Below are 23365 nucleotides of genomic sequence, written 5' to 3' on the forward strand. Positions count from 1 at the left end.
GCAAGCTCGATGTCATCAGGCAAAATCTCGTCCGCGGCCGACGCCGGCCTGACGCATCTCGCCGTCAGCCTGCGCGGCGTGACGAAGACCTATGACAATGGCGTCATGGCGCTCGGCCCGTTCGACCTCACTGTCCGCAAGGGCGAGTTCATCTCGCTGCTGGGCCCGTCCGGTTGCGGCAAGTCGACGGTGCTGCGGTTGATCGCGGAGCTCAGCGCGCCGTCGTCAGGCATCGTGCGGGTGGCCCATCACGAGGGCGTGGTACAGCCGGGTCACGGTATCGGCTTCGTGTTTCAGGAGCCCACCTTGATGCCCTGGACCAGCGTGCGCGAGAATGTGCGGCTGCCGCTGAAGCTGGCGGGCGTGCCGAAGGCGGAGGCGCGCGGGCGTGCCGACGCGGCGCTGGCCAGCGTCGGGCTCGCCGATTTCGCCGATGCCTTTCCGCGTGAGCTCTCCGGCGGCATGAAGATGCGGGTGTCGCTGGCGCGCGCGCTCGTCACCGATCCGGATATCCTTTTGATGGACGAGCCGTTCGCCGCGCTCGACGAGATCACGCGCTTCCGCCTCAACAATGATCTGCTCGCGCTGTGGCGCAGCCTCGGCAAGACCGTCATCTTCGTCACCCATTCGGTGTTCGAATCCGTCTATCTGTCGCAGCGCGTAGTGGTCATGACGGCGCGGCCCGGCCGCATCCAGGCCGACATCCGCATCGAGACGGTCGAGCCGCGCGGCGAGGCGTTTCGCACCTCCGCGGCCTATTCGGATTATTGCCGGAAGGTGTCGGCTGCGCTGGCTCCGTCTTATTCGGGGCAGTCGACCTTATGAGCGCGCAGGCGGCCGTCACTGCAAAACCGCGAGGCGCACAACGCGCGATGCGTTTCGTGCTTCCCGTCATCGTGTTCGCGGCCGGCATGCTCGCCTGGGAACTCTTGGTTCGCATCAAGGACATCCCGCCTTACGTGCTGCCGGCGCCCTCCGTCATCGTCCTGACGCTGATCAAGGACTGGGCAGTGCTGTCACAATCGCTCGCCACCACGCTTCTGACCACGCTCGAAGGTTTTGCCGCGGCCAGCATCGGCGGCATCGCGCTGGCGCTGTTGTTCAACCAGTCGAAATGGGTGGAATATTCGCTATTCCCCTACGCCATCGTCCTGCAGGTCACCCCGGTGATCGCGGTCGCGCCGCTGCTCCTGATCTACCTGGAGCAGCAGACCGCGGTGGTGGTTTGTGCCTTCATCGTCGCCTTTTTCCCGGTGCTGTCCAACACCACCCTTGGGCTCAATTCGGTCGATCGCAACCTTGCCGGCCTGTTCCAGCTCTATGGCGCCTCAAAGCCGCAGACGCTGCGCTTTCTCAAGCTGCCCGCGGCGTTGCCCTACATTCTCGGCGGCTTGCGCATCGCCGGCGGCCTGTCGCTGATCGGCGCGGTCGTGGCGGAGATCGCGGCGGGAACAGCCGGTGCCGGCTCGGGGCTCGCCTACAGGATCGCCGAGTCCGGCTATCGATTGAACATACCCCGCATGTTCGCAGCGCTGCTTTTGTTATCGCTGGCCGGGATTGTCATCTATGGGGTGCTGGCGGTAGTTTCCCACCTCGTTTTACGGCGCTGGCACGAAAGCGCGCTTGGAAAGGAAAACTGATGGCTGCCGGTTCGATTTCGTCCGAGAAGATCGACCTTCTGATCTATGGGCCGGTGCGGCCGATCCTCGAGAACGGGTTTTCCGACCATTTCGTCGTGCACAAGGCCGAGACGCGCGGCGACCTCGAGCGGCTGACGCCGGCGATCCGCGAAAAAATCCGCGGCGTCGCCGTGACCTATCACACCGTCCGTGCCGACAAGGAGTCGCTGTCGCAACTGCCCAAGATCGAGATGGTGGCGAGCTTCGGCGTCGGCTACGACCATATCGACGCCAAATACGCGGCCGAGCACAACATCATCGTCACCAACACGCCCGACGTGCTGACCGAGGAGGTCGCCGACGTCGCGATGGGCCTGCTGATCTCCACCTTGCGCGAGTTCATCAAGGCCGATCGGTATGTGCGTTCCGGCCTCTGGCAGACGCAGAACTATCCGCTCAGCGTCGGCTCGCTGCGCGACCGCAAGGTCGGCATCGTCGGCATGGGCCGGATCGGCCAGGCCATCGCGCGCCGGCTCGACGCCTCGCTGGTGCCGGTGGTCTACCACTCGCGCAATCCGTCCAAGGACGTCTCCTACAAGCACTATCCCGATCTGATCGAGATGGCGAAGGCGGTGGATACGCTGATGGTGATCGTGCCCGGCGGCGCCTCGACCAACAAGATGATCAATGCCGAGGTGTTCAAGGCGCTCGGCCCGCGCGGCGTGCTGGTCAACGTCGCGCGCGGCTCGGTGGTCGACGAGCCGGCGCTTGTGCAGGCCCTCAAGTCGGGCACCATCCTCGCCGCCGGCCTCGACGTGTTCGCGGCCGAGCCGACCGTGCCGGACGAGCTCAAGGCGATGCAGAACGTCGTGCTGCTGCCGCATATCGGCTCGGCCTCGGTGGTGACGCGCAACGCGATGGACCAGCTCGTGGTCGACAACCTCAAGTCATGGTTCTCGGGCAAGGCGCCGTTGACGCCGGTTGCCGAAACGCCATTCAAGGGGCGCTGATGCGAAGTCTTCGGGTCGTTGCATCCGCCGTCGCGGCCTATTTGGCCGCGATCGGCGCCGTCGCGGCCTCCTTGGCCGCGATCGGCGTTGCTCAGACGAGGCCGGCGCATGCGCAGGATACGACGACCCTGAAGAAAGAGATGCTCGGGCAGTGGGAGCTCTCGACCACCGAGCGCAGCAAGACCTGCGTCGTCACGATGAAGGGCGACGCCGCGGGGCAGGGCTTCAAGCTCGAACTGGAGCCGGCCTGCAAGGCGGCGCTGCCCTTCACCAAGGACATCGTCGCCTGGAGCGTCAGGGGCCTCGACATCGTCCGCCTGCAGGACGCGACCGGTGAAGCCGTGATCGACTTCACCGAGGTCGAGGCCGGCATCTTCGAAGGCCTGCGCCAGGGCGAGGGCGTCTACATCCTGCAGGATCTCGCCGCCGCCCGCTCGATGGCCAAGTCGATGGACCAGATGATCGGCGACTGGTCGATGGTGCGCGGCAACGGCCAGCCGGTCTGCGGGCTGACGCTGACCAACACGGAAGCCGGCCAGGACAATTTCCAGGTCTTCCTCAAGCCGAAATGCGACGCGGCCATCGCGCAGTTCAACCCGACGCAATGGCGGCTCGAGCGCGGCCAGATCATCCTGATGTCGAAGTCGGGCAACGTCTGGCAGTTCGAGGCCGACGACAATGCGCAGTGGCGGCGCGTCCCCGATACCGCCGATCCCCTGATCATGCTGCGTCAGTAGGCGGGCCCACATTCGCTGCCGCCGAATGGCGCCACGCGGAGGCGGAACCTGCAGACCGGGCATCTCGTTGACGGAAGAGGCGATTTCGTTGGGAGATCCGGCATGGCCAAACGCGTCCTCGCGATCGGCATCGAACCCGGCAGTGCCGACTACAGCGCATTCCCGCAGCTCACGCCGGAGCTCGTGCGAACCTACATCGAGGCGCAGCTGTTGCGCCTGCGCGATCTCGGCTTCGAGGTCACGAGCTGCCTGATCGATCTCGACGCCACCGCGGAAGCCGGCGTCACGGCGGCGCTGCGCGACGAGCGTTTCGACTGCATCGTGATCGGCGCCGGCCTGCGCGAGCCGAAGGAGCGCCTCGTGCTGTTCGAGAAGGTGCTCAACCTCGTCCATCGCCTCGCGCCGGACGCTGCGATCTGCTTCAACACCACGCCCGCCGATACCGTCGAGGCCGTGCAGCGCTGGGTCGATGCTTGACGTCCAATCGGCCGGCCGGTGCATCGTACGCGGCGCGGTTTGAGCCGTCTTCGCGCTGCGCCTCCGGCCATCGCGGGCCGCCGTGCCGGCAATTTGTCTGGCCCGAATCCTCGCCCGGGGCTATGACTCCCTCCACCACAGGGAGGGCGAGCATGCTTCGAGGTCTTCGCATTGGAAGTTTTGGAATCGCGGCCTGTTTGACGGTTGCGATGGCGGTGCCGGCGCATGAGGCGGCGGCCCAGGATGCCATCGGCGGCGCGATCATCGGCGGCGTCGGCGGGGCGATCCTCGGCGGTGCGCTCGGCGGAGGCAGGGGGGCTGCCATCGGTGCCGTCGTCGGTGCCGGCACGGGCGCCGCGATCGCCTCCGAAGGCGAGCGCCGCCGCTCCGGCTACTACGCCTATCAGCGCGGCTGCTACATGCAGAGGCCGGACGGCTACTACGTCCGGGTCGGTCACAGGTATTGCTACTGAGCCGGCCAGCGCGACTTATGTGATCGCTCTGTCGCGCACTTCGCCTGGTGTCGCATCGAAGTGGCGCCGGAAAATGCGATGAAAGTGCGATACTGTCGGGAATCCACACTCGTAGGCGACGTCCATGACCTTCATATGTGCGTAGTGCGGCGACGCCAGCATCTCGTGAGCCCGCATCAGGCGGCGAGTGGTCAGTTCACCGGTGAACGACGTTCCGGCTTCGGAGAAGAGCGCCTGCACATAGCGCGGCGAAACCAGAAGGCGGCGTGCGAGCGCCGTCAAGGAAAAGCCGGGCATCATGAAATTGCGATCAAGCTCGCGCCGGACGGTCTCAAACCGAGCCGCTCGCAAACTCGGCGCCTGTGTCTCCTGATGCAAGGTCTTGAGGGCCACTGCAGCCACGACGAGATCGGCGATGTGGTCGGCGGCAAAACGCGGGATATCGGCTTGCTCCGCGGCGCCGGATAGCTTCAGCAGCGTCTCGACGTAAGCGTATGCCAGCGCCGGCGCCGAAGCCGATGCCGGAATCGGCGTCATGAATCGATCTTCGACGTTGCACGTCTGGCCACGCAGCTGCTGGCGCGGCAATTGAATTGCCATGAAATTGCAGTGATGCTGCGCACTTACATTGATGGTCGACGGCACGCACTGTTCGATAAGCACCGCAGCACCGGCGGTGCAGGCAACGCTCTTGCCGCTTTGCTCAACGAGCATTTCGTCCGTTCCGCTATTGAGCAGAAGCACGGCATTGTCGGTGTTCTCGATGGCGATTTCCGCGGCTCCGCGCGAAATGGTCTTCACGGTCCCGCAAATGCGACCAATCGCGGCTTGGCCGAGCAGCATGATCTTGAGCTGGCCGTCGAAGGGCACGTTGGGCCTGGCGTCGGCGCGCAGACGCACGTAACCGGATGACAGTGAATCGACCCAGCGATCTTTGCGCAGCCGCTCGTCGCCGGGAAGATCGGCGGAGTCAAACGAGATTCTTTGCATTTACATTGGAGTCCGCAGTGAGGGCTGGCGACATCGAGCATATTGGAACTTGGTGCCGAGCGCTATTCGCGAAAAGCAATAATTCCGTTCGTAAAAGAGCACTTCAGTGCGGTGTCGCGCCGTTATGTTGCACGGAAGCCTCAACAGTGCAGCTCATGGATATTGCGGGGCGAGAATACGCAAACCGCTACAGCACCGTTCGTCATAAGCGACGACAGTCTCGCCGCACCTCACCTAGAATCTTGCCGAAATGATGCCTTGGCGTCGAAGGCATGTTCATCTGAGGGGTTTCAGTGCTTTATCGGCATATTCGGCTATCGATCATCGCAACCGGACTGGTGGCGGCAACTTCCGCGCCTGTACTTGCCGCAGATATCCCGATCAAGGCGCCGGGTGTGGCCACCGCGAGCACGGCTGGCGGGGGTCTACTTCTGGGCTGACGGCTCAGCGCAGTCGATCCGCCTGCCGACCTATGATATCGGCACTCGTCTGTTGCCGGTCGCCCCGGGATCGGGGATATCCGCGGCAAATACATATGACCCGCGGGCAACCGGATATGGCATCTCCGGCGGATTGGGCTTCGTTTTGCCTCCCGGTGTGTCTCTGTCGAATATCGGCACCAATGGGCGGATCGAGTTCAGCGGGTCCTATGTCAACGCGACCGCCTCGCAAGCCGCTACGGCTGTGTCGACATTGGGATCGGGATATTCGCTGCCGCAGGTTGGCGGGATCACAAACTTCGCGGGCTCGGTCGCTTGCGGCGCCGGCACATCATGTGTCGTTTCCAGCACGCTCGGTACCAGCTATTCGAGTTGGCAAGTCAGCGGGCGGTACGCGACAGATTTCAAAGTGAGCGGCGTCACCATTACGCCGTCGCTTGCGGTGTTTGGCGGCAAGTCCCGCAACTCTCAGACGTTGTCCGAAACCAATCTCGTTTTCGGCGGCACTGCGTCCGTCCGCTATGACGCGGACACCAAGCTCGATTGGACGGACTGGGGAGCCCGCGCCGGCCTGTCTGGTTCGGTACCTGTGACGGATTGGCTGACATTTGTGGCCGGTGGCAACGCCGGGCTCGCCATGCGGCGGGTATCGCTGACGGGCTCGGACTCCGTCAACGTCTTCGTGGGCGGGGTGCCCTTTTTCGCCCCGACCTTCTCTGCCACGACGTCCAGTGCAACGACCACCGCATTCGTTGCCAATGCCGAAGCCAGCGTCAACATCAAGCTGGCGCCGAGCTGGGCGTTGCGGGCCTTTGGCGGCCTCAACTACGATAACAAGGTCCCTGGCGTTTCAGCCCCGGCTGTCGTGCTCCCGTTCGGCTTTGGAGGCGCGAGCACGCCAGTGGGGGTCAAATACCAGGCCGAGACAAGCTATTACGCGGGTGGCGGATTAACGGTCAGGTTTTGAGAGCCGGTGCAAGGCTGGTCCGACACGCGTTGCCCTAGATCAACCGCATCCCGCGCAGGCTGGCATGCCCGCTCTTGCCGACGATGATGTGATCGTGCACGGCAATCCCCAGCGGCTTTGCGATGTCGATGATCGCTTTGGTCATCTGGATGTCGGCTTGCGAGGGCGAGGGATCGCCGGAGGGATGGTTGTGCACGAGGATCAGGGCGGTCGCCGATAATTCCAGCGCGCGCTTGATCACTTCGCGCGGATAGACCGGGGTGTGGTCCACGGTGCCGGTCTGCTGCACCTCGTCGGCGATGAGCTGGTTGCGCTTGTCGAGGAACAGCAGGCGAAACTGCTCCTTGTCGGCAAAAGCCATGCTGGAGCGGCAATAATCGATCACCTCGTTCCAGGACGACAGCGCGTTGCGGCTGTTGACCTCGCCCTTGGTCACGCGGCTCGCGGCGGCCGCAATCAGCTTGAGCTGGTTGATCGCGGCCTCGCCGATGCCGTCAACCTCGCGCAAGCGCGCCACCGGCGCGTGCACGACCTCGGCGAACGAGCCGAAGGACTTGATCAGCGCCTTGGCCAGAGGTTTCGTGTCGCGTCGCGGCAGTGCCGGAAACAGCGCCATCTCCAGGAGTTCGTAGTCGCTCAGCGCATCCGCGCCGGCATTGTAGAAGCGCTCGCGCAGCCGCTCGCGATGGCCGAGATAATGCGGCGCGTCCTCAAGCTTGCTCTTGTCCTGGTCCGGCTTGGCGGGCATCGGCCGCCAGCATCGCCGGGGACCTCCGTTTTTGCAACCGTCAATCGCGCGCCGGCGCGCCGATCGGTAATTGCCCAGCAGGCACGTCCCGAAAGCTCACCCGATCTGCTTCTCGCCGTGCCGCTCCGACAGCGTGAAGATCTCGACGCCATCAGCGTTGACGCCGACGGAGTGCTCGAACTGTGCCGACAGCGAGCGGTCGCGGGTGACGGCAGTCCAGCCGTCGGACAGGATCTTCACATGCGGCTTGCCGAGATTGATCATCGGCTCGATGGTGAAGAACATGCCAGGCTTGAGCTGCACGCCTTCGCCGGGCCGGCCGATATGAATGATGTTCGGCTCGTCGTGGAACATGCGGCCCAGACCGTGGCCGCAGAAATCGCGCACCACGCTCATGCCCTGCGGCTCGACGAAGCTCTGGATGGCGTAGCCGATGTCGCCGGTGGTGGCGCCGGGCTTCACGGCGGCGATGCCGCGCATCATCGCTTCATAGGTTACCTCGATCAGCCGCTCGGCCTTGCGGGCGATCGGGCCGACCGCATACATCCGGCTGGAATCGCCATACCAGCCGTCGACGATGAAGGTGACGTCGATGTTGACGATGTCGCCTTCCTTCAGCGGACGGTCGCCGGGCATGCCGTGGCAGACCACGTGGTTGAGCGAGGTGCAGGTCGAGTAGCGATAGCCGCGATACATCAGCGTCGCCGGATAGGCATTGTTGCTGAAGGCGAAGTCGCGGACGAATTCGTCGATGCGCTCGGTCGGCACGCCGGGCCCGACGATGTCGGTGAGCTCGTCGAGGCACTTCGCCACCAGCGCGCCCGCCTTGCGCATGCCGGCAAAGGCGCTCGGCCCATGCAGCTTGATCTGTCCGGTCTTGCGCAGGGAGGTATCGGAGGCTTCGACGTAGCTCATGCGGGCGCAATCTTCTGAGGTGGGCTCGATATCGGCGGAAAGTCTTGATTTCAGGCCCCAATTTAATGATTGCGGGCCTTCGTGCAAGCCAAGGGAGCGCGTTTTCGAGCGACGTGGCTACCGGTTCGTGTGAAGAAAACGCGTCAAAATAAGGATCTTGCCGCCTCTTGCGCCCGAAAGCGGGCCTAATTCGGGACTTCTACGGTGGTTTCCACCGGCAGCGCGCCGCCGCGGACGCGGATTTCGCGGACGGGGTAGGGAACCCGGATGCCCTCGCGCTTGAAAGCGTCCCACAGTGCCAGCATCACGTCGCTCTTGACGTTGTCCATGCCGTCGGGGTCCGCAATCCAGAAGGTCAGCGAGAATTTCATCCCGGCTTCCGCGAACTCGGTCAGGATGGAGTTCGGCGGCTTGCCCTTGGTCGCGCGCGGATGGGCCGCGGCGGTCTCGGTGGCGAGCTTGGTGACCAGGCGGGGGTCGGCGTCGTAATTGGTGCCGAAGGCGATCTTCACCAGCGTGTTCTTGTCGGTATAGGTCCAGTTGACGACCTTCTGCGTCACCAGATCCTCGTTCGGCACCAGGAACTCGCGGCCGTCGCCGGCGGCGACGGAAATATAACGCGTCTTCATCGCGCTGATGCGGCCGGTATTGTCGCCGATGGTGACGAGATCGCCGGGCTTCACCGACTTGTCGGCGAGCAGGATGATGCCCGAGATGAAGTTGGCCACGATCTTCTGCAGGCCGATACCGATGCCGACGCCGACCGCGCCGGAGAACACCGCGAGCGCCGACAGGTCGATGCCGACCGCGCCGAGCGCAATGACGATTGCGATGGCAAGAAGCCCGATGCGGATGATCTTGACCAGCAGCACCTGCACCGACGGCGTCAGGTCGGTGGTTGCGTTGATCCGGCTCTCGGCAAAATTGCTCGCGATGTTGGTGAGCCACAGCGCGATCAGCAGGAGCGCGCCGGCCTTGAGGACCAGCAGCGGGGTCAGCCTGAGACCACCGAGCACGATCGCGTAGGAATCGAGCAGGTCGACCGTCGTATCGAGCTGGCCGAGGATCGAGAGCGCGGCGAGAAGCCACGCCGTGATCGACACCAGGCGGACGATGAAGGCATTGCGCAGCACAGAGGTCACCAGCCGGATCACGAGCCAGGCGAAGCCCAGCTTGGCGGCGACCATCAGCAGATAGGAGCGGCTCGGCCAGGTCGCGTGGTACATCACCACGCGCGAGACGATCACGAGCAAAGTGAACACTGCCGTCGAGGCGCTGGAGAGCATCACCCGGGCGAAGTGCCGGAGCGGCAGCGGCCAGCGCATCGTTAGCGCGGTCATGTCGACCCGGTTGCGGACCGCGGTCTCCGCGGCATAGGCGATGCCGGCTGCGGCCAGGATGAGGCCGAATTGCAGGTAGAACCAGGGCGAGGAGATTTCCGCCCCGACGCTGCGCGCGGTGGTCTGCACGAACTCCATGAAGTCCTTGAGGTCCATGTCCATCGGTCTCGTCGGCAAGCGGGGAGGAATTGATTCGAGGGAGCCGCAGAATCCCACAAAGGGCGCGGCCGGGCCATCGATACACCGGCATGTGATGGGCGTTAAGGCCGTAAAATGCGGGCAGATTGCCGCGAGCGGGAGAAATGGGTTGGCGTGCCAGGGCCGCGACGATATGGATGCCCTTCCAGCTGTTTTGAACCGGAAGGTGGATGGCCTCTCTCGACTCCGTCAGCATCGCCATATTGCTCGGCTCCGTCCTCGTGATGGCCGGTATCCTGTCGAGCCTGCTTGCGCTGCGCTTCGGAGCGCCCTTGCTGCTCGTCTTCCTTGTGATCGGCATGCTCGCGGGCGATTCCGGCCCCGGCCGGCTCCAGTTCGACGACGTCCGCACCACCTATCTGGTCGGCTCTGTGGCGCTGGCCCTGATCCTGTTCGACGGTGGCCTGCGGACGCGCTTTGCCAGCATCCGTACCGTGCTCGCGCCGTCCGTGGTACTCGCGACCGTCGGCGTGCTCCTGACCGCGCTGATCACGGCGCCGTTCGCTAAATACGCGCTCGACCTCAACTGGACGGAGTCGCTGCTGGTCGGCGCCGTAGTCGCCTCGACCGACGCCGCCGCCGTCTTCCTGCTGGTGCACACCCAGGGCCTGCGTCTGCGCCCGCGCGTCGGCGCGACGCTGGAGGCCGAATCCGGCACCAACGACCCTTTCGCGATCTTCCTCACTTTGATGCTGGTCGAATACATCTCGCTGGGATCGAGCTCCGCAAGCCATGTGGCGATGGAGTTCATTCAGGAAGCGGTGCTGGGCGCCCTGGTCGGCGTCTTCGGCGGACGGCTCGTCGTCATCGCGCTCAACAAGGTCGCGCTGCCGCAGGGCCTGCACGCGCCGTTCGTGACCACGGCTGCGCTGGTGATCTTCGGCGGCTCGCAGATCATGCACGCCTCCGGCTTCCTCGCGGTCTATCTGGCCGGCATCATCATCGGCAACCGGCCGACCCGCGCGCACAATTCGGTAGTGGCTTTCCTCGATGCGGCGACCTGGCTGGCGCAGATCGTGATGTTCGTGCTGCTCGGCCTCCTGGTCTCGCCGAGCCGGTTAGGGGCCAGCGTGCTGCCGGCGGTCGGGGTCGCCTTCGTGCTGATGCTGGTGGCGCGGCCGATCGCGGTATTCGTGTGCCTGGCGCCGTTCCGCTTCAACTGGCGCGAAAAGATCTTCATCGCCTGGACCGGCCTGCGCGGTGCCGTCGCGATCTTCCTGGCCTCGATCCCGATGCTGGTCGGCCTGTCCAAGGCCTATCTCTATTTCGACGTCGCCTTCGTCGTCGTCATCATCTCGCTGTTGCTGCAAGGCTGGACGTTGGCACCCGCCGCGCGCAAGCTGCATGTCGCTCTGCCGCGCGCCGAGCGCGGTCCGCGCCGTGTCGAGCTGGATCTGCCCGGGCAGCTCGAGCAGCAGCTGGTCGGCTATCCGGTGCGGCCCAAGAGCCTGTATTTCCGCCGCGGCCTGATCCCGTCCTGGTCCAAGCCGACGCTGGTGATCCGCAACGAGAACATTTTGACACCGACGGAAGCCGACCCGATCGCGCCCGGCGACTACATCTATTTGCTGGCGCCGCCGGAAAAGGCCGAGTCGCTCGACCGCTTCTTCGTCGACATGCAGCCGGGCTCGGCGCCCGATCCGCATCTGCTCGGCGACTTCATGGTCTCCGGCGAGCACACATTGGCCGAACTCGCCGAGATCTACGGCGTCAAGGTCGGCGAGGACGAGGGCAAGCTGACGCTGGCCGATTATTTCGACGTCCATCTCGACCGCGCCCCGAAAGAGGGCGCCGAGCTGCCGCTGGACGAGATCGTTCTGGTCGCGCGCAGCATCTCCGGCGGCCGCGTCAATGTCGTCGGCCTGCGCCTGCCGGAAGAAGACGAGACGCCACCGCCGCTGACGCGCGCACAGGCGCTGCGAAAGAAGCTCGCGGAGGTATGGACGTCGGTGGCAGGGGTCTAAGCGAGCTGCCGGCGGATCAACAATCTCCCGTGTCGTCCCGGCGAACGCCGGGACCCATAACCACAGGGAGGAATTTGGCGAAGGCTCGCAGTTACTCTTTCTTCGCCGGTATTTGCACCACAATCCTTCGGCAGATCACGCGGTATGGGTCCCGGCGTTCGCCGGGACGACGGCGGTGGGTGTTGCGCCAGCGTAGCCCAAACAAGCGCTGCATGCCCCTCATGCCAGCACCTTCACCCCGCCAAAACTCGTGACCCGCCCCTGTTTCAGCATCACGATCTGCGTCGCGAGCTGGCGCAGCTCGGCGGCGTCGTGGCTGACATAGACCATCGGCACGTTGGCCTCGTCGCGCAGCCGCACCAGATAGGGCAGGATCTCGAGCTTGCGGCCCTCGTCGAGCGCGCCGAGCGGCTCGTCGAGCAGCAGCAGGCGCGGCCTTGAGAGCAGCGCGCGTCCGAGCGCGACGCGCTGGCGCTCACCGCCGGAGAGCTTTCCAGGGCGGCGGCCGAGCAGGGTGCCGATATCGAGCAGGTCGATGACGCGCTTGTGCTGCGCCGGATCCGGCGCCAAGCGGTTCATCTGCCGTCCATAGTCGAGATTCTGCGCGACGTTGAGATGCGGGAACAGCCGCGCATCCTGGAACACATAGCCGATGCGGCGGCGCCAGGCCGGGACATGGATGCCGGCCGCGGTGTCGTCGACGGTTTCGCCGTCGAGCACGATGGTGCCGCGGTCGGGCCGCAGCAGCCCCGCGATCATGTTGACCAGTGACGTCTTGCCGGCGCCCGAGGCGCCGAACAGGCCGATGACGCGGCCTTCGCCGGTGAAGGATGCGGAGAGCGAGAATTCACCGAGTTGTTTTTCGACATCGACGCGCAGCATGGTCAATTCCCGTGCAGGCGCTGCGTAGCGCGGCGAGCGAACCATTCGGCGGCGATCAGTGCGCCCAGCGCCAGCACGATCGAGACGATCACGAGCCGGCCGGCCGCGGCGTCACCGTCCGGCGTCTGGATCAGCGAATAGATCGCCGAGGAAATCGTCTGGGTCTCGCCGGGAATGTTGGAGACGAAGGTGATGGTGGCGCCGAACTCGCCGATCGCCTTGGCAAAGCCGAGCACCATGCCGGCGAGCACGCCAGGCAGAGCCAGCGGCAGCGTCACCGTGAAGAACACTTTCCAGGGCGCGGCGCCGAGCGTCTCGGCGGCCTGCTCGAGCCGGCGGTCGATCGCCTCGATCGACAGCCGCATCGGCCGCACCAGCAGCGGAAACGACATCACGCCGCAGGCCAGCGCGGCGCCGGTCCAGCGGAACGAGAAGACGATGCCGAGATGCTCGGCGAGGAAGCCGCCGACGAGGCCGCGGCGGCCGAACGTCAGCAAGAGCAGATAGCCGGTGACGACAGGCGGCAGCACCAGCGGCAGGTGCACGACAGCGTCGAGCATCGACTTGCCCCAGAAGTCGCGCCGCGCCAGCAGCCACGCCAGCGCGACGCCGAATGGCGTCGCGACCAGCGTTGCGATGATCGCGACCCTGAGCGAGAGCAGGATCGCGGTCCATTCGGCGGGAGAGATGTCGAACATCAAATGGTGAATATCAGATTGTCGGGCTGACGAGGAACTTGAAGCCGTATTTTTCCAGAATGGTCTTGGCGGCCGAGGAGCGCAGGAAGGTGAGATAGCCGCTGGTCCCGTCCTTCGCCGTCATGGTCGCGGCGACCGGATAGATGATCGCGGGATGCGACTCCGCGGGGAAGGTGCCGACGATCTTGACGCCGGGCTCGACCTTGGCGTCGGTGGCATAGACGATGCCGAGGTTGGCCTCGCCGCGCGCCACCAGCGTCAGCGCGGCGCGCACGCTTTCGGCCATCGCGAATTTCGGCTCTGCGGCCTGCCATGCGCCGAGCTTCTCGAGCGCGGCCTTGGCGTATTTGCCTGCCGGCACCGACTTGACGTCGCCGGTCGCGATCCTGCCGTCGCCGGCGAGCTTGGCGAGGTCGAAACCTTGCGCGATGGTGACGTTGTCGATCTTGGAATCCTTCGGTGCGATCAGCACGATGCTGTTGCCGAGCAGATTGACTCTGGAGGGCTCGTTGATGGTCTTCCTGGAGATCGCGTAATCCATCCAGTCGGTGTCGGCGGAGACGAACACATCGGCCGGCGCGCCCTGCTCGATCTGCCGCGCCAGCACCGAGCTTGCGGCATAGCTGACCGAGAACTTGACGCCGGTCTTGGCGGTGTAGGCGGCGTCGATCTCGTCGAGCGCGTTCTTCATCGAGGCCGCGGCGAACACGGTGATGGTCTTGTCCTCGGCGGCGGCCGGCGAAAGGCTCGCGCTTGCGAGGATCACGAGGGCGGTGAAAAACCCCGAAATACGTAACATGGGGAGCGCTCCGTGCGAGGCCGCGCGCGCAAGATGCACGCACAGGTCTGGCGTTGGTGGGTCAGGTCGCGACGGGTGGAAGCGCTGCTCCACGGGGCCCGGCTGCGGCTTACGGCCGGCAGGGATATCGCAATTGCGAAGATAGCAGGCTGGCGCCGCAGGTCAAAGGGTGGCTGTTTGTCCGGCAAACAGCGCTATTGAACCGGGAGGATCGCGATCGCGACCGCATCCTCCTTGGCGCCGCTGATTTGGAGCACGAAAGGCTGCGCCGACAGCTCGTATTTCACGGTCTTGCGAATGCCGCCGCAATCGGTCGCGCCGCTGAAGGCCAAGGGCTTCAGGACATGCTCATCCTGGACCACGTCGATCCAGGCACCGGTGGACAGGCTGATCGTGTAGAGCCCGGGCTTGGCGGACTTGATGCTCGTGAAGCCGGCAAAAGTGCCGTCCTTGGGCGCTCGCTCCGGCGGCGTCGGCAGTTTTGCCTCGCTCGAGGCCGCCAGCCCCAGCGTGATGGCCGAGGACGGCAAGCTCGCCTGCTCGCTGCCCGATGCGAGCGTCGCGCGGTCCGGCGCGGTGAGCGCAGCGCGCTCCCGCTCGATCGGCCATTTGAACTTGTCGCAGCCGCTGGGCTCTTCAGCGGCGAGGGCGGAGGTTGCGCTGAACGAGAGCGCAGCGAGGAAGGCGAGGACGCGCATGTGAAATCCCATCATTGGCCCCGCGACCAGTGCGAGGCTTGCGGTCAGGTCTTGTTGATAAGGGAGGCGCGTCCCGGGATGCCGCGGCTTACGGCTGAGCGGCGAGGCGACCGTAGCGCATTGTCGCGACACGAACCAACCAACGAGTTCGTCATCCCGGGGCGCGCGTAGCGCGAGCCCGGGATCCATAGCCACAGGATTGCATTTGGCGAAGACTCGGAGTGACAATCTCCCGCTATAACCACGGCCTGTGGTTAATGGATCCCGGGCTCGCTTCGCGCCCCGGGACGACAGTGGTGGCTGGGGCGACAGCGTACCTTACGGCTTCGCATCCGCCGCGTGCAGCACCGCTTTGCACGCCGCCGGCATCTGCGCCAGCGTCATCGGCGGTTTCGGCTTTGGCGGCTCCGGCGGCGGCTTGGGGTGCAGCACCGCGTCGGAGAACCAATAAGCGAGATCAGCGGGCTTGCAGCCTTCGTCCTCGGCCTGTGACGGCTGGCCCTCGCATTCGCCGGCGCCTGGCGGGCAGTGCATGCGGATGTGGAAGTGGTAGTCGTGGCCCCACCAGGGCCGGATCTTCGACAGCCAGGCGCGGTCGCCCTTGGCCTCGCGGCACAGCGCCTTCTTGATCGCGGCGTTGACGAAGATGCGCTGCACCGCCGGCTCCCGCGCCGCGTCGCGCAGCACCAGCACATGGCCAGGTGTGAACACTTTTGGATCGACGTCGAGCCGGTCGTGGCGCACCATCATCACAGCCGACATGTCCTCGCGCTCCTCGCGCGAGAGGCGGCGGTCCGGCATCGGCGTCAGCCAGATGTCGGCATCGAGACCGATCTGGTGGCTGGCATGGCCCGACAGTGCCGGGCCGCCGCGCGGCTGGGCGATGTCGCCGACCAGGATGCCCGGCCATCCCGCGTCCTTGCGCGCTTTGGCCGCCAGCCGCTTGATCAGCGCGATCATCTCGGGGTGGCCATAGCTGCGGTTGCGCGACAGCCGCATCACCTGCCAATTGTCGCCGTTGAGCGGCATCTGCTCCGCGCCGCCGATGCAGCCCTTGGTGTAGGAGCCGATGACATGGGCCGCCCCCTTCGCCGGCAGCAGCTTGCGCGCGAACAGCTCCTTGGCGGCGAGATCGGGGTCGTTGGGATTGGCGAGCGGCGGCAGCGGCTTCGGGTTGACGCTGCCCTTGTCCTGGGCCAGCGCGCCGCCGGCGGCCAGGAGCGTCATGACGAGCAGGAGAGGGGCGAAGCGGCGGGGACTCATGCGCAGCCCTTATAACCCAACACGGCGTCGGGGGTAAGAATCGGGCTGTGCTGCGGCGGACGACCTCACGGCGTCTTGACGGCCGCAGCCCCCGCGCGAAGGCGCGTCCGGGCATGACGATGTCATATCCAACAAGGTTGTCCAAAAGTCGTAGTTTTTTCGCGGGGCCAGCCGGATTCTTAATGGTGCAATAACCGTATCCTGCATTGACCAAAATTCGTGCGCGGAACCGCGTTCGTTTCCATCCCGTATGCAATCGGACCCGCGCCCGGAATTGATTCATGGAGAGCGCGCGTTTTTGCACCACCGCTCTCTTCGATTGCGACCAAGACTCAGGTCTGGTGCGCCGCTCGGCCTGCTTGCGCCTCGTAAACAGGCACCAGAGCCGGGCTCTCGGTACTCGCAAGGCGGTGCCGTGGCTGGCGCGGGCACCCAAGATTACTTTTTTTTCAGACACTTGCCCCAAGACTTGTGTCCAAAGACTTGCGGCCACAGGGCGCGACTGGGACGAGTGAAGTTGGGTTTGGGGTCTCGAAAAACAAGGAAACGAAAGCAAAGCGTGCTTGCCCGGGCTGGCCAATCGCCGCGCAAGCGACGCTTCGCGCGCGCGCCGCGAGCTCTTTCGGAACGCGATGAAGTCCTGCGCAGCCGCGCCGAGGCGGAAGCTGCGATCGCGGACGCGCGCAAATCCCATGAGCGTCTGCGCCAGGCCGTCGACATCCTGCCGCAGGGCATCGTGTTTCTCGATGCCGAGGGCCGCTACGTCCTCTGGAACAAGAAATACGCCGAGATCTACAGCAAGACCGCCGATCTGTTCGAAGAGGGCGCGCGTCTCGAAGACACGCTGCGCATCGGCGTTGCCCGCGGCGATTACCCCGAGGCCATCGGCCATGAGGACGAGTGGATCGCCGAGCGGCTGCAAAGGCTCTATCAGCCCGGCGCGCGCCACGAGCAGAAGCTGTCGGACGGCCGCGTCATCCTGATCGACGAGCGCCTGACCGACGATGGCGGCGTCGTCGGCCTGCGCGTCGACATCACCGAGCTGAAGCAGCGCGAGGCCTCGTTCCGCCTGCTGTTCGACGGCAATCCCGTGCCCATGATCGTCTGCGCGCTGGACGACGAGTGCATCCTCGGCGTCAACGACGCAGCGGTCGCGCATTACGGCTACAGCCGCGCCGAGTTCGAGCGACTGAAGATCCGCTCCCTGCAGGCCTTCGACAGCGAGCCGCCCTGGACCGCCGACCCGACCGGCGAGGAGCAGGCCGGCCGCACCTGGAAGCACGTCAAGGCCGACGGTGCGCTGATCGACCTTGCGATCTATTCCCGGGAATTGACCTATGCCGAGCGCCCGGCGGTGCTGCTCGCGCTGATGGACATCACCGAACGCAAGCGCGCCGAGGCGCGACTCGCCTTCATGGCCCAGCACGACGGGTTGACCGGCCTGCCCAACCGCAGCCTGCTGCGCCAGCAGGTCGACGAGATGCTGCTGCATACGCGGCGCAGCACCGACAAGGTCGCGCTGCTGATGCTGGGGCTCGACAGTTTCAAGTCGGTCAACGACACGCTCGGACATGCGGTCGGCGACAAGCTCCTGCGCGGCGTCGCCAAGCGGCTGCGCTCGACGCTGCGCGAGGAAGACGCGCTGGCGCGGCTCAATTCCGACGAGTTCGCGATCGTGCAGAGCGGCCTGGCGCGTCCCGAGGACGCGGTGATGCTGGCAAAACGTCTGCTCGCGGCGATCGCCGATCCCTATCTGCTCGACGGCCATTCCGTGGTGATCGGCGCCTCGATCGGCATCGCGATGGCGCCGGGCGACGGCGATGACTCCGAAAAGCTGCTCAAGAGCGCCGACATGGCGCTGTCGCGCGCCAAGCTGGACGCGCGCGGCACCTTCGCCTTCTTCGAAGCCGCGCTCGACGCGAAAGCGCAGAGCCGCCGCAAGATCGAGGTCGAGCTGCGCGACGCGATCCAGAACGACGTGCTGCGCCCCTATTACCAGCCGCTGATCGACCTGCAGAGCGGCCGCATCACCGGCTTCGAGGCGCTGGTGCGCTGGCCGCATGCCGAGCGCGGCATGATCTCGCCGGCGGAATTCATTCCGGTTGCCGAGGACACCGGCCTGATCAATCCGCTCGGCGGGCTGATGCTGCGCCGGGCGTGCCTGGACGCCGCGACCTGGCCGGACGACGTCCGTGTCGCGGTCAATCTGTCGCCGCTGCAGTTCCGCAGCGGCAATCTGCTTTCGATCGTGACGGACGCGCTGAAGCATTCCGGCCTGCCGCCGCGCCGACTCGAGCTCGAGATCACCGAGACGCTGCTGCTGGAGAAGAGCGCGCAGGTGCTGGCGACGCTGCATGCCTTGCGCGCGCTCGGGGTGCGCATCTCGATGGATGATTTCGGTACCGGCTATTCCAGCCTCAGCTATCTGCGCAGCTTTCCGTTCGACAAGATCAAGATCGACCAGTCCTTCGTGCGCGATTTAGGGGCCAACCGCGAGGCCCAGGCGATCATCCGCTCCATCGTCAGCCTCGGCAAGGGCCTCGGGGTCATCATCACGGCCGAGGGCGTCGAGACCGAAGCCGAGCTCAGCTGCCTGCGCACCGAGGGCTGCGACGAAGGCCAGGGTTTTTTGTTCAGCAAGGCCCGGCCCAACGCCGAGATCATCAGCCTGCTGGCCGCGCAACGCGGCATCGATGGCGAGGACGCCGCGCTGGTGGCGTGAACTTAACCTCTCCCCGCGAAGGGTGGGGCGAGGGAGCTCACCGTCGTTGCGATTGGCCTTCAACCTCCCGCCACGATCGCCTTTCCCACATCCTCGTAATGGCTATCCCGCGCCTGGATCTGCTGGGCGATGGCGTGCATGTCGCGAAACCGGCGCTCGAACGGGTTGCTGCGAAACACCGCGGTCGCGCCGGCCATGTGATAGGCGGTGTCGACCACCTTTGTTGATTGATGGATGGTCCAGGTCGCGGCGAGCCGCACCGCGCTGCGGTGTGTTGCGCCGAACTCGCCGGTCGCACAGAGGTCGCGCCACATCGCAGTCGCGGTCGCATAGAGATAGGCGCGCGCGGCGCGCAAATCGCCCTCGGTGCGGCCGATCAGGCCCTGCACCGCCCCGTTGTCGCGCATCGCGCCGGCCGTCAGCGAGGGGCGCTTTTCGCGCGCCAGTGCGATCGCTGCATCCAGCGTCGCGCGTGCCACGCCGAGCGATACCGCGGCAAAGCCGAGGCTGAAGGCAGCGCCGGTGCCGATCCTGTAGAGCGGCCCCGTCTCGCGCAAGCCTGACGGCACGTCGCGGAACGCCGTGAAGCGCTCGGGGACGAAGAGGTCGCTCACCTCGTAGGAATCGGTGCCGGTGCCGGCGAGCCCGATCGCCTGCCAGACGTCGTGCAACGTCGCGCTTGCGGCAGGAAACAGAATGGTCCGCACCTCCGGCGAGCCATCGGCATTTTTGCGCGACGCCCCGTCAGCGCTGAGGATGCGCACATGCGCCCCCAGCCAGCTCGCCTGCCGGGAGCCGGAGGCAAAATCCCACCGCGCCGTGACGCGGTAACCGCCCGCGACTGCACGCGCCTCGTGCGCGATCGCGCCCCACGCCAGGATTCCAGGCGCGGTGTTGAAGATCTCCTGCGCGGCATCGCGGTCGAGCGAGGCCGCGATCATCGCGCAGACGCTGCACTGGCCGAGACACCATGCGGTGGAAGCATCGGCCTTGGCGATCTCCTCCAGCATCTGCATGAAGGCTTCGATGGAGACTTCCGCACCGCCCAGGCTCTGTGGCAGCAGGGCGCGATAGAATCCGTTCTCGATCAGCGCCGCGACCACGGAGGGCGTCAGCCGCCGTGTCCGCTCGATCTCGTCCGCTTCGCGCGCGATCAGCGGCGCGATGGCGCGGGCACGTTCGACGAGATCAGGTCCGGGAAGCTCCGACATTCGCGTTTCCTCGCCCCTTCTGTCGTGAGCGGTGAGGACGGGATGGTGGTCTATTTGACGGGGAGGATCAAGCTGCGGCCATCCCCGCGCGCCGCCGCAAGAAGGCCCGGCTGTGAACCTCAGCGGCGCGCCTCGCGACCAACAACCGCCATCGCCGCGAACGGCACCGCGTATCTTGCCGGATGAGGTTGCCCATGCCGATCGTCAGAATCCTCATCGTCCTGCTCGCGCTCGCTTCGCCGGCGTTGGCGCAGGATGGGGCCCGTGATGCCGCCGCCGCGGGCGTGGCCGCGCGGATGTTCCGGGTCTACGTCGAAGGCGTTGCGAAAAAAGGGGAGCGACCCGACCTGACCCGGCCGGAGACCACCGCGCTGCTCGGCCGCGTCTTCGATGTTGAGGCCCTGGGGGCGCTGCCGCCGGCGAAGGCGAGCGACATGAGCTGGCTGATGGACTGGATGGACGCCGCCAACGCGACCTACAAGCTGTTCGCGCTCTATGGCTCGAAGCCGGGGGCGCAGCCCGATCTTGCGACGCTTCAGCGCAACATGACCGACTATGGCGATCAGTACGCGGCGGCGATGAACTTCGTCATCCGCGGAATGGCGCGCGAGGCGGTTGCGGGCGAGCTGTTCATGGCGAGCCTTGCGCCGGGGCAGCGCACCCGCATCCGCCAGGAGGGATTTACGGGCTTCCGCCGGAGCGCCGCCGAATTCATCCTGGGCACCGTCTGCGCGGCGATCCAGGGCGCGGGCAAATCCGCCAACGCGCGTCTGGTCGCCGCCGCCGTCCGCGACACGCGCGAGGTCTGGGCGAGCTTCCTGCTGCCGCAGGATCGGGCCCGCGTGATCGAGCAGCTTGCTGACCTTCCGAGATGGGCTCCGGACGAGACGGCACGAACCGATCTCGCCGCCTTCACGGCCGCGCTGCGAGCGGTGAATTGATCGGTGATCCCGGGCCCGCGGCGGCAGCGGTGCGGCCTCGTCCGCCGGCGGCGCTCCGAAAGCGATCCGGACCATAAAGTGTCGCCTGTGTTAGCTCTCTGGCGGCGGCTGGTGTCGCAGCCAGCCTGAGACCATTACACGCCGGCGCTAGACAGATTCACTTTGTCTTGTCGCCCATGTGATGCGGCGACGAGGTGTTCGGTCCGCCCGTGTAATGATGACCGCCCGAACTGGTCTTCGCCGAGGAGCCGCTTGTTGTCTTCTTGCCCATGTGATGCGGTACTTCGGTCTTGGGGCCACCGCTGTAGTGATGACCGTTCTTTTCCTTGTCGGTGCTATCGGCCATTGCCGGAACAGCCAGCAGGGAAACCACGCCGACGGCGGCGAGAAGCTTCTTGGTGATCATGGTCGTTCTCCCTGGTTGCGGAAGCCTCACGATAAGCTGCTGCGAAAAGTCCATCTTGAGAAATCGCAAATCGGAACCCTGGCGCGGCCAGGGCCGCCCCTCAGGACCGATGAGCCGTTGATCTGCGTCAACAATGACGGCAGCGGTGCTCCTATGCTGTATCGATCGCTGGAGCGTATCATGACCGTCCAAAACCATTTCGGCTATGGCGAACGCCCGCAGGAGGGCATGTCCACCAAAGCCAAGGCCGGGCTGGTCCTGGCGGGGTTCCTGGTCATCGGCGGCGCGCTCCTGTTCACCGAGCATCGGGCCCATGTGCTCGGGCTCCTGGTCTGGCTGCCGCTCCTCGCCTGTCCGTTGATGCATATCTTCATGCATGGCGGACACGGGCACCATCATGGCGGCCGGCCGAATGATCGAGGGAGCGCGTGATGCACGACACCGCGCCAGCTTACGGTCTCTGGAGCCTCGTCATCGTCAATTCGGCGGTGTTCATCCTGTTCGCCTACAGCTTCTTCAAGCCGCAGACGCCGCGCGACTGGCGCTCCTTCGGCGCGTTCAGCGCGTTTCTGGTGGCGCTGTTCGTCGAGATGTACGGTTTCCCGCTCACCATCTATTTCCTGTCGGGCTGGCTGCAGTCGCGCTACCCGAATGTCGACTGGTTCTCGCATGATGCCGGCCACCTCCTCGAGATGATGTTCGGCTGGAAGACCAATCCGCACGCGGGACCGTTCCACGTCCTGAGCTTCATCTTCATCGGTGCGGGGTTCATCCTGATCTCTGCCGCCTGGCGGGTGCTGTACGACGCGCAGCAGACCCGAAGACTCGCGACGTCCGGCCCCTACAGCTACGTGCGGCATCCGCAATATGTCGGCTTCGTGCTGGTGATGTTCGGCTTCCTGTTGCAGTGGCCGACCATCCTCACGCTGGCGATGTTTCCCGTCCTGACCGTCATGTACGTCAAGCTCGCGCGAGACGAGGAGCGGGACGCCCGGGCCGAATTCGGCGAGGCCTACGCGAAGTACGCTTCGGAAGTCCCGGCCTTCATACCCCATCCCCGTCGGCTGTTCGGCCGCGGCTCTTCCGGCGGCTATCGTCTCGGCTGACTTTGGGGAGGAAGATTCGGTCGGATGACGATGGAGGCTCGAAAGGACGTCGATGAGCGAGCCTGTCTTCACCGCGAAAGCCCTGACCAAGACCTACGTCTCCGGCGAGGTGATGGTTCACGCCCTCAACGATGTCGGCCTCGAAATCGCCGAGAGGGAAGTGGTCGTGCTGCTCGGCCCCTCCGGCAGCGGCAAGACCACGTTGCTCAACATCATGGGTGGTCTCGACCGCCCGACCAGCGGCAGGCTGTTCTTCCGCGACCTCGACCTGACGGATCTCGGAGATCGCGAACTGACCAGGTATCGCCGGGACCATATCGGCTTCGTCTTCCAGTTCTACAATCTGGTGCCGAGCCTTACGGCCTATGAAAACGTTGCGCTGGTGACCGAAGTCGCCCAGGACCCGATGCGGCCCGACGAGGCCCTCGCACTGGTTGGACTGGAAGAGCGGATGCATCACTTCCCCGCCCAGCTCTCCGGCGGCGAGCAGCAGCGCGTCGCAATTGCCCGCGCCATCGCGAAGCGACCGGCCGTGCTGCTGTGCGACGAGCCGACCGGGGCGCTGGACTCGAAGACCGGCATTCGGGTCATCGAAGCGCTGCTCGGGGTGAACAGGCAGCTCGGCACCACCACTATCATCATCACGCACAACGCCAGCATTCAGGAGGTTGCCGACCGGGTGCTGTTCTTCGCTGACGGCCGGATCTCCCGGATTCAGAACAACGAGAGACGGCGGCAAGCCGCCGAGCTCACCTGGTGAC

At 65.4% G+C, this 23365-nt stretch carries 24 protein-coding genes; 13 read left to right on the forward strand and 11 right to left on the reverse strand.

Annotation, left to right across the window (positions count from 1 at the left end; genetic code table 11):
• Window positions 1-9 precede the first annotated feature (9 nt).
• The 6 genes from XH81_RS21825 (at window position 10) to XH81_RS21850 (ending at window position 4316) form a co-directional block, all read left to right on the forward strand.
• Complete coding sequence (locus tag XH81_RS21825) at window positions 10-825, forward strand: ABC transporter ATP-binding protein (RefSeq protein ID WP_028143814.1); 816 nt, start codon at window positions 10-12, stop codon at window positions 823-825.
• A complete protein-coding gene (locus tag XH81_RS21830; RefSeq protein ID WP_028143813.1) occupies window positions 822-1640 on the forward strand; it encodes an ABC transporter permease in 819 nt (272 codons plus the stop codon). The genes XH81_RS21825 and XH81_RS21830 overlap by 4 nt, the downstream gene beginning before the upstream one ends.
• A complete protein-coding gene (locus XH81_RS21835; RefSeq protein WP_028143812.1) occupies window positions 1640-2629 on the forward strand; it encodes a 2-hydroxyacid dehydrogenase in 990 nt (329 codons plus the stop codon). The genes XH81_RS21830 and XH81_RS21835 overlap by 1 nt, the downstream gene beginning before the upstream one ends.
• The gene (locus tag XH81_RS21840) at window positions 2629-3366 is read left to right on the forward strand and encodes an AprI/Inh family metalloprotease inhibitor (protein WP_028143811.1); all 738 of its coding nucleotides are present in this window, start codon (window positions 2629-2631) and stop codon (window positions 3364-3366) included. Before XH81_RS21835 ends, XH81_RS21840 begins: the two co-directional genes overlap by 1 nt.
• 102 nt (window positions 3367-3468) lie before the next feature.
• Window positions 3469-3843, forward strand: coding sequence for a hypothetical protein (locus XH81_RS21845; protein WP_028143810.1), 375 nt, complete (start codon window positions 3469-3471; stop codon window positions 3841-3843).
• Window positions 3844-3995: 152 nt separating this feature from the next.
• Entirely contained in the window at window positions 3996-4316 is a 321-nt protein-coding gene (locus tag XH81_RS21850) for a hypothetical protein (protein WP_028143809.1), read from the forward strand.
• Between the two features lie 15 nt (window positions 4317-4331).
• Here the strand turns inward: XH81_RS21850 and XH81_RS21855 are convergent, their stop codons facing one another.
• On the reverse strand, window positions 4332-5306 hold the full coding sequence (locus tag XH81_RS21855) for an AraC family transcriptional regulator (protein WP_049801883.1): 975 nt from the start codon (window positions 5304-5306) through the stop codon (window positions 4332-4334).
• A gap of 258 nt (window positions 5307-5564) precedes the next feature.
• On the opposite strand from XH81_RS21855, the gene XH81_RS21860 reads away from it, so the two are divergent.
• On the forward strand, window positions 5565-6713 hold the full coding sequence (locus tag XH81_RS21860) for a hypothetical protein (protein ID WP_131233152.1): 1149 nt from the start codon (window positions 5565-5567) through the stop codon (window positions 6711-6713).
• A gap of 34 nt (window positions 6714-6747) precedes the next feature.
• Here XH81_RS21860 and radC read toward each other — a convergent pair whose 3' ends face one another.
• The 3 genes from radC to XH81_RS21875 form a co-directional block, all read right to left on the reverse strand.
• Entirely contained in the window at window positions 6748-7461 is a 714-nt protein-coding gene (gene radC / locus XH81_RS21865; protein ID WP_097668968.1) for a RadC family protein, read from the reverse strand.
• 96 nt (window positions 7462-7557) lie between these two features.
• Window positions 7558-8376: a type I methionyl aminopeptidase gene (gene map, locus XH81_RS21870; protein ID WP_271596359.1), complete on the reverse strand. Its 819-nt coding sequence runs from the start codon at window positions 8374-8376 to the stop codon at window positions 7558-7560.
• Window positions 8377-8561: 185 nt separating this feature from the next.
• Entirely contained in the window at window positions 8562-9878 is a 1317-nt protein-coding gene (locus XH81_RS21875; RefSeq protein ID WP_028144406.1) for a mechanosensitive ion channel family protein, read from the reverse strand.
• A 206-nt stretch (window positions 9879-10084) separates the two neighbouring features.
• On the opposite strand from XH81_RS21875, the gene XH81_RS21880 reads away from it, so the two are divergent.
• Complete coding sequence (locus XH81_RS21880; RefSeq protein ID WP_028139790.1) at window positions 10085-11878, forward strand: potassium/proton antiporter; 1794 nt, start codon at window positions 10085-10087, stop codon at window positions 11876-11878.
• A gap of 219 nt (window positions 11879-12097) precedes the next feature.
• Here the strand turns inward: XH81_RS21880 and modC are convergent, their stop codons facing one another.
• The 5 genes from modC to mepA form a co-directional block, all read right to left on the reverse strand.
• Window positions 12098-12760: a molybdenum ABC transporter ATP-binding protein gene (gene modC, locus XH81_RS21885; protein ID WP_028139791.1), complete on the reverse strand. Its 663-nt coding sequence runs from the start codon at window positions 12758-12760 to the stop codon at window positions 12098-12100.
• Window positions 12761-12762: 2 nt separating this feature from the next.
• The gene (gene modB, locus XH81_RS21890; RefSeq protein WP_028139792.1) at window positions 12763-13458 is read right to left on the reverse strand and encodes a molybdate ABC transporter permease subunit; all 696 of its coding nucleotides are present in this window, start codon (window positions 13456-13458) and stop codon (window positions 12763-12765) included.
• A gap of 13 nt (window positions 13459-13471) precedes the next feature.
• Window positions 13472-14257 (reverse strand): molybdate ABC transporter substrate-binding protein, encoded by a 786-nt coding sequence (modA, locus tag XH81_RS21895; protein WP_028139793.1) that lies wholly within the window; start codon window positions 14255-14257, stop codon window positions 13472-13474.
• Window positions 14258-14451: 194 nt separating this feature from the next.
• A complete protein-coding gene (locus tag XH81_RS21900) occupies window positions 14452-14955 on the reverse strand; it encodes a hypothetical protein (RefSeq protein WP_028139794.1) in 504 nt (167 codons plus the stop codon).
• Window positions 14956-15273: 318 nt separating this feature from the next.
• A complete protein-coding gene (gene mepA / locus XH81_RS21905) occupies window positions 15274-16218 on the reverse strand; it encodes a penicillin-insensitive murein endopeptidase (RefSeq protein WP_028139795.1) in 945 nt (314 codons plus the stop codon).
• Window positions 16219-16777: 559 nt separating this feature from the next.
• On the opposite strand from mepA, the gene XH81_RS21910 reads away from it, so the two are divergent.
• Window positions 16778-18940 carry a putative bifunctional diguanylate cyclase/phosphodiesterase gene (locus tag XH81_RS21910; protein ID WP_028139796.1) on the forward strand — a complete coding sequence of 721 codons (2163 nt, stop codon included), beginning with the start codon at window positions 16778-16780 and terminating at the stop codon, window positions 18938-18940.
• Between the two features lie 59 nt (window positions 18941-18999).
• Here the strand turns inward: XH81_RS21910 and XH81_RS21915 are convergent, their stop codons facing one another.
• Window positions 19000-20151, reverse strand: coding sequence for an acyl-CoA dehydrogenase family protein (locus XH81_RS21915; RefSeq protein ID WP_028139797.1), 1152 nt, complete (start codon window positions 20149-20151; stop codon window positions 19000-19002).
• A 194-nt stretch (window positions 20152-20345) separates the two neighbouring features.
• Between XH81_RS21915 and XH81_RS21920 the strand changes: the two genes are divergently transcribed.
• Window positions 20346-21092: a hypothetical protein gene (locus XH81_RS21920; protein WP_038974692.1), complete on the forward strand. Its 747-nt coding sequence runs from the start codon at window positions 20346-20348 to the stop codon at window positions 21090-21092.
• Between the two features lie 157 nt (window positions 21093-21249).
• On the opposite strand, the gene XH81_RS21925 is transcribed toward XH81_RS21920, so the two are convergent.
• Window positions 21250-21498 (reverse strand): hypothetical protein, encoded by a 249-nt coding sequence (locus XH81_RS21925; protein WP_028139799.1) that lies wholly within the window; start codon window positions 21496-21498, stop codon window positions 21250-21252.
• 180 nt (window positions 21499-21678) lie between these two features.
• Here XH81_RS21925 and XH81_RS21930 point away from each other — a divergent pair, with 180 nt between their 5' ends.
• From XH81_RS21930 to XH81_RS21940, 3 genes are read left to right on the forward strand one after another with little or no spacing between them, the layout of a single operon-like run.
• Window positions 21679-21930: a DUF2933 domain-containing protein gene (locus XH81_RS21930; RefSeq protein ID WP_028139800.1), complete on the forward strand. Its 252-nt coding sequence runs from the start codon at window positions 21679-21681 to the stop codon at window positions 21928-21930.
• On the forward strand, window positions 21930-22604 hold the full coding sequence (locus tag XH81_RS21935; protein WP_038950711.1) for a methyltransferase family protein: 675 nt from the start codon (window positions 21930-21932) through the stop codon (window positions 22602-22604). Before XH81_RS21930 ends, XH81_RS21935 begins: the two co-directional genes overlap by 1 nt.
• Before the next feature lie 52 nt (window positions 22605-22656).
• Window positions 22657-23364, forward strand: coding sequence for an ABC transporter ATP-binding protein (locus XH81_RS21940; protein ID WP_028139802.1), 708 nt, complete (start codon window positions 22657-22659; stop codon window positions 23362-23364).
• Window position 23365 lies beyond the last annotated feature (1 nt).

It is taken from the genome of Bradyrhizobium sp. CCBAU 25360 (assembly GCF_028128695.1).
Lineage (GTDB): Bacteria > Pseudomonadota > Alphaproteobacteria > Rhizobiales > Xanthobacteraceae > Bradyrhizobium > Bradyrhizobium ottawaense.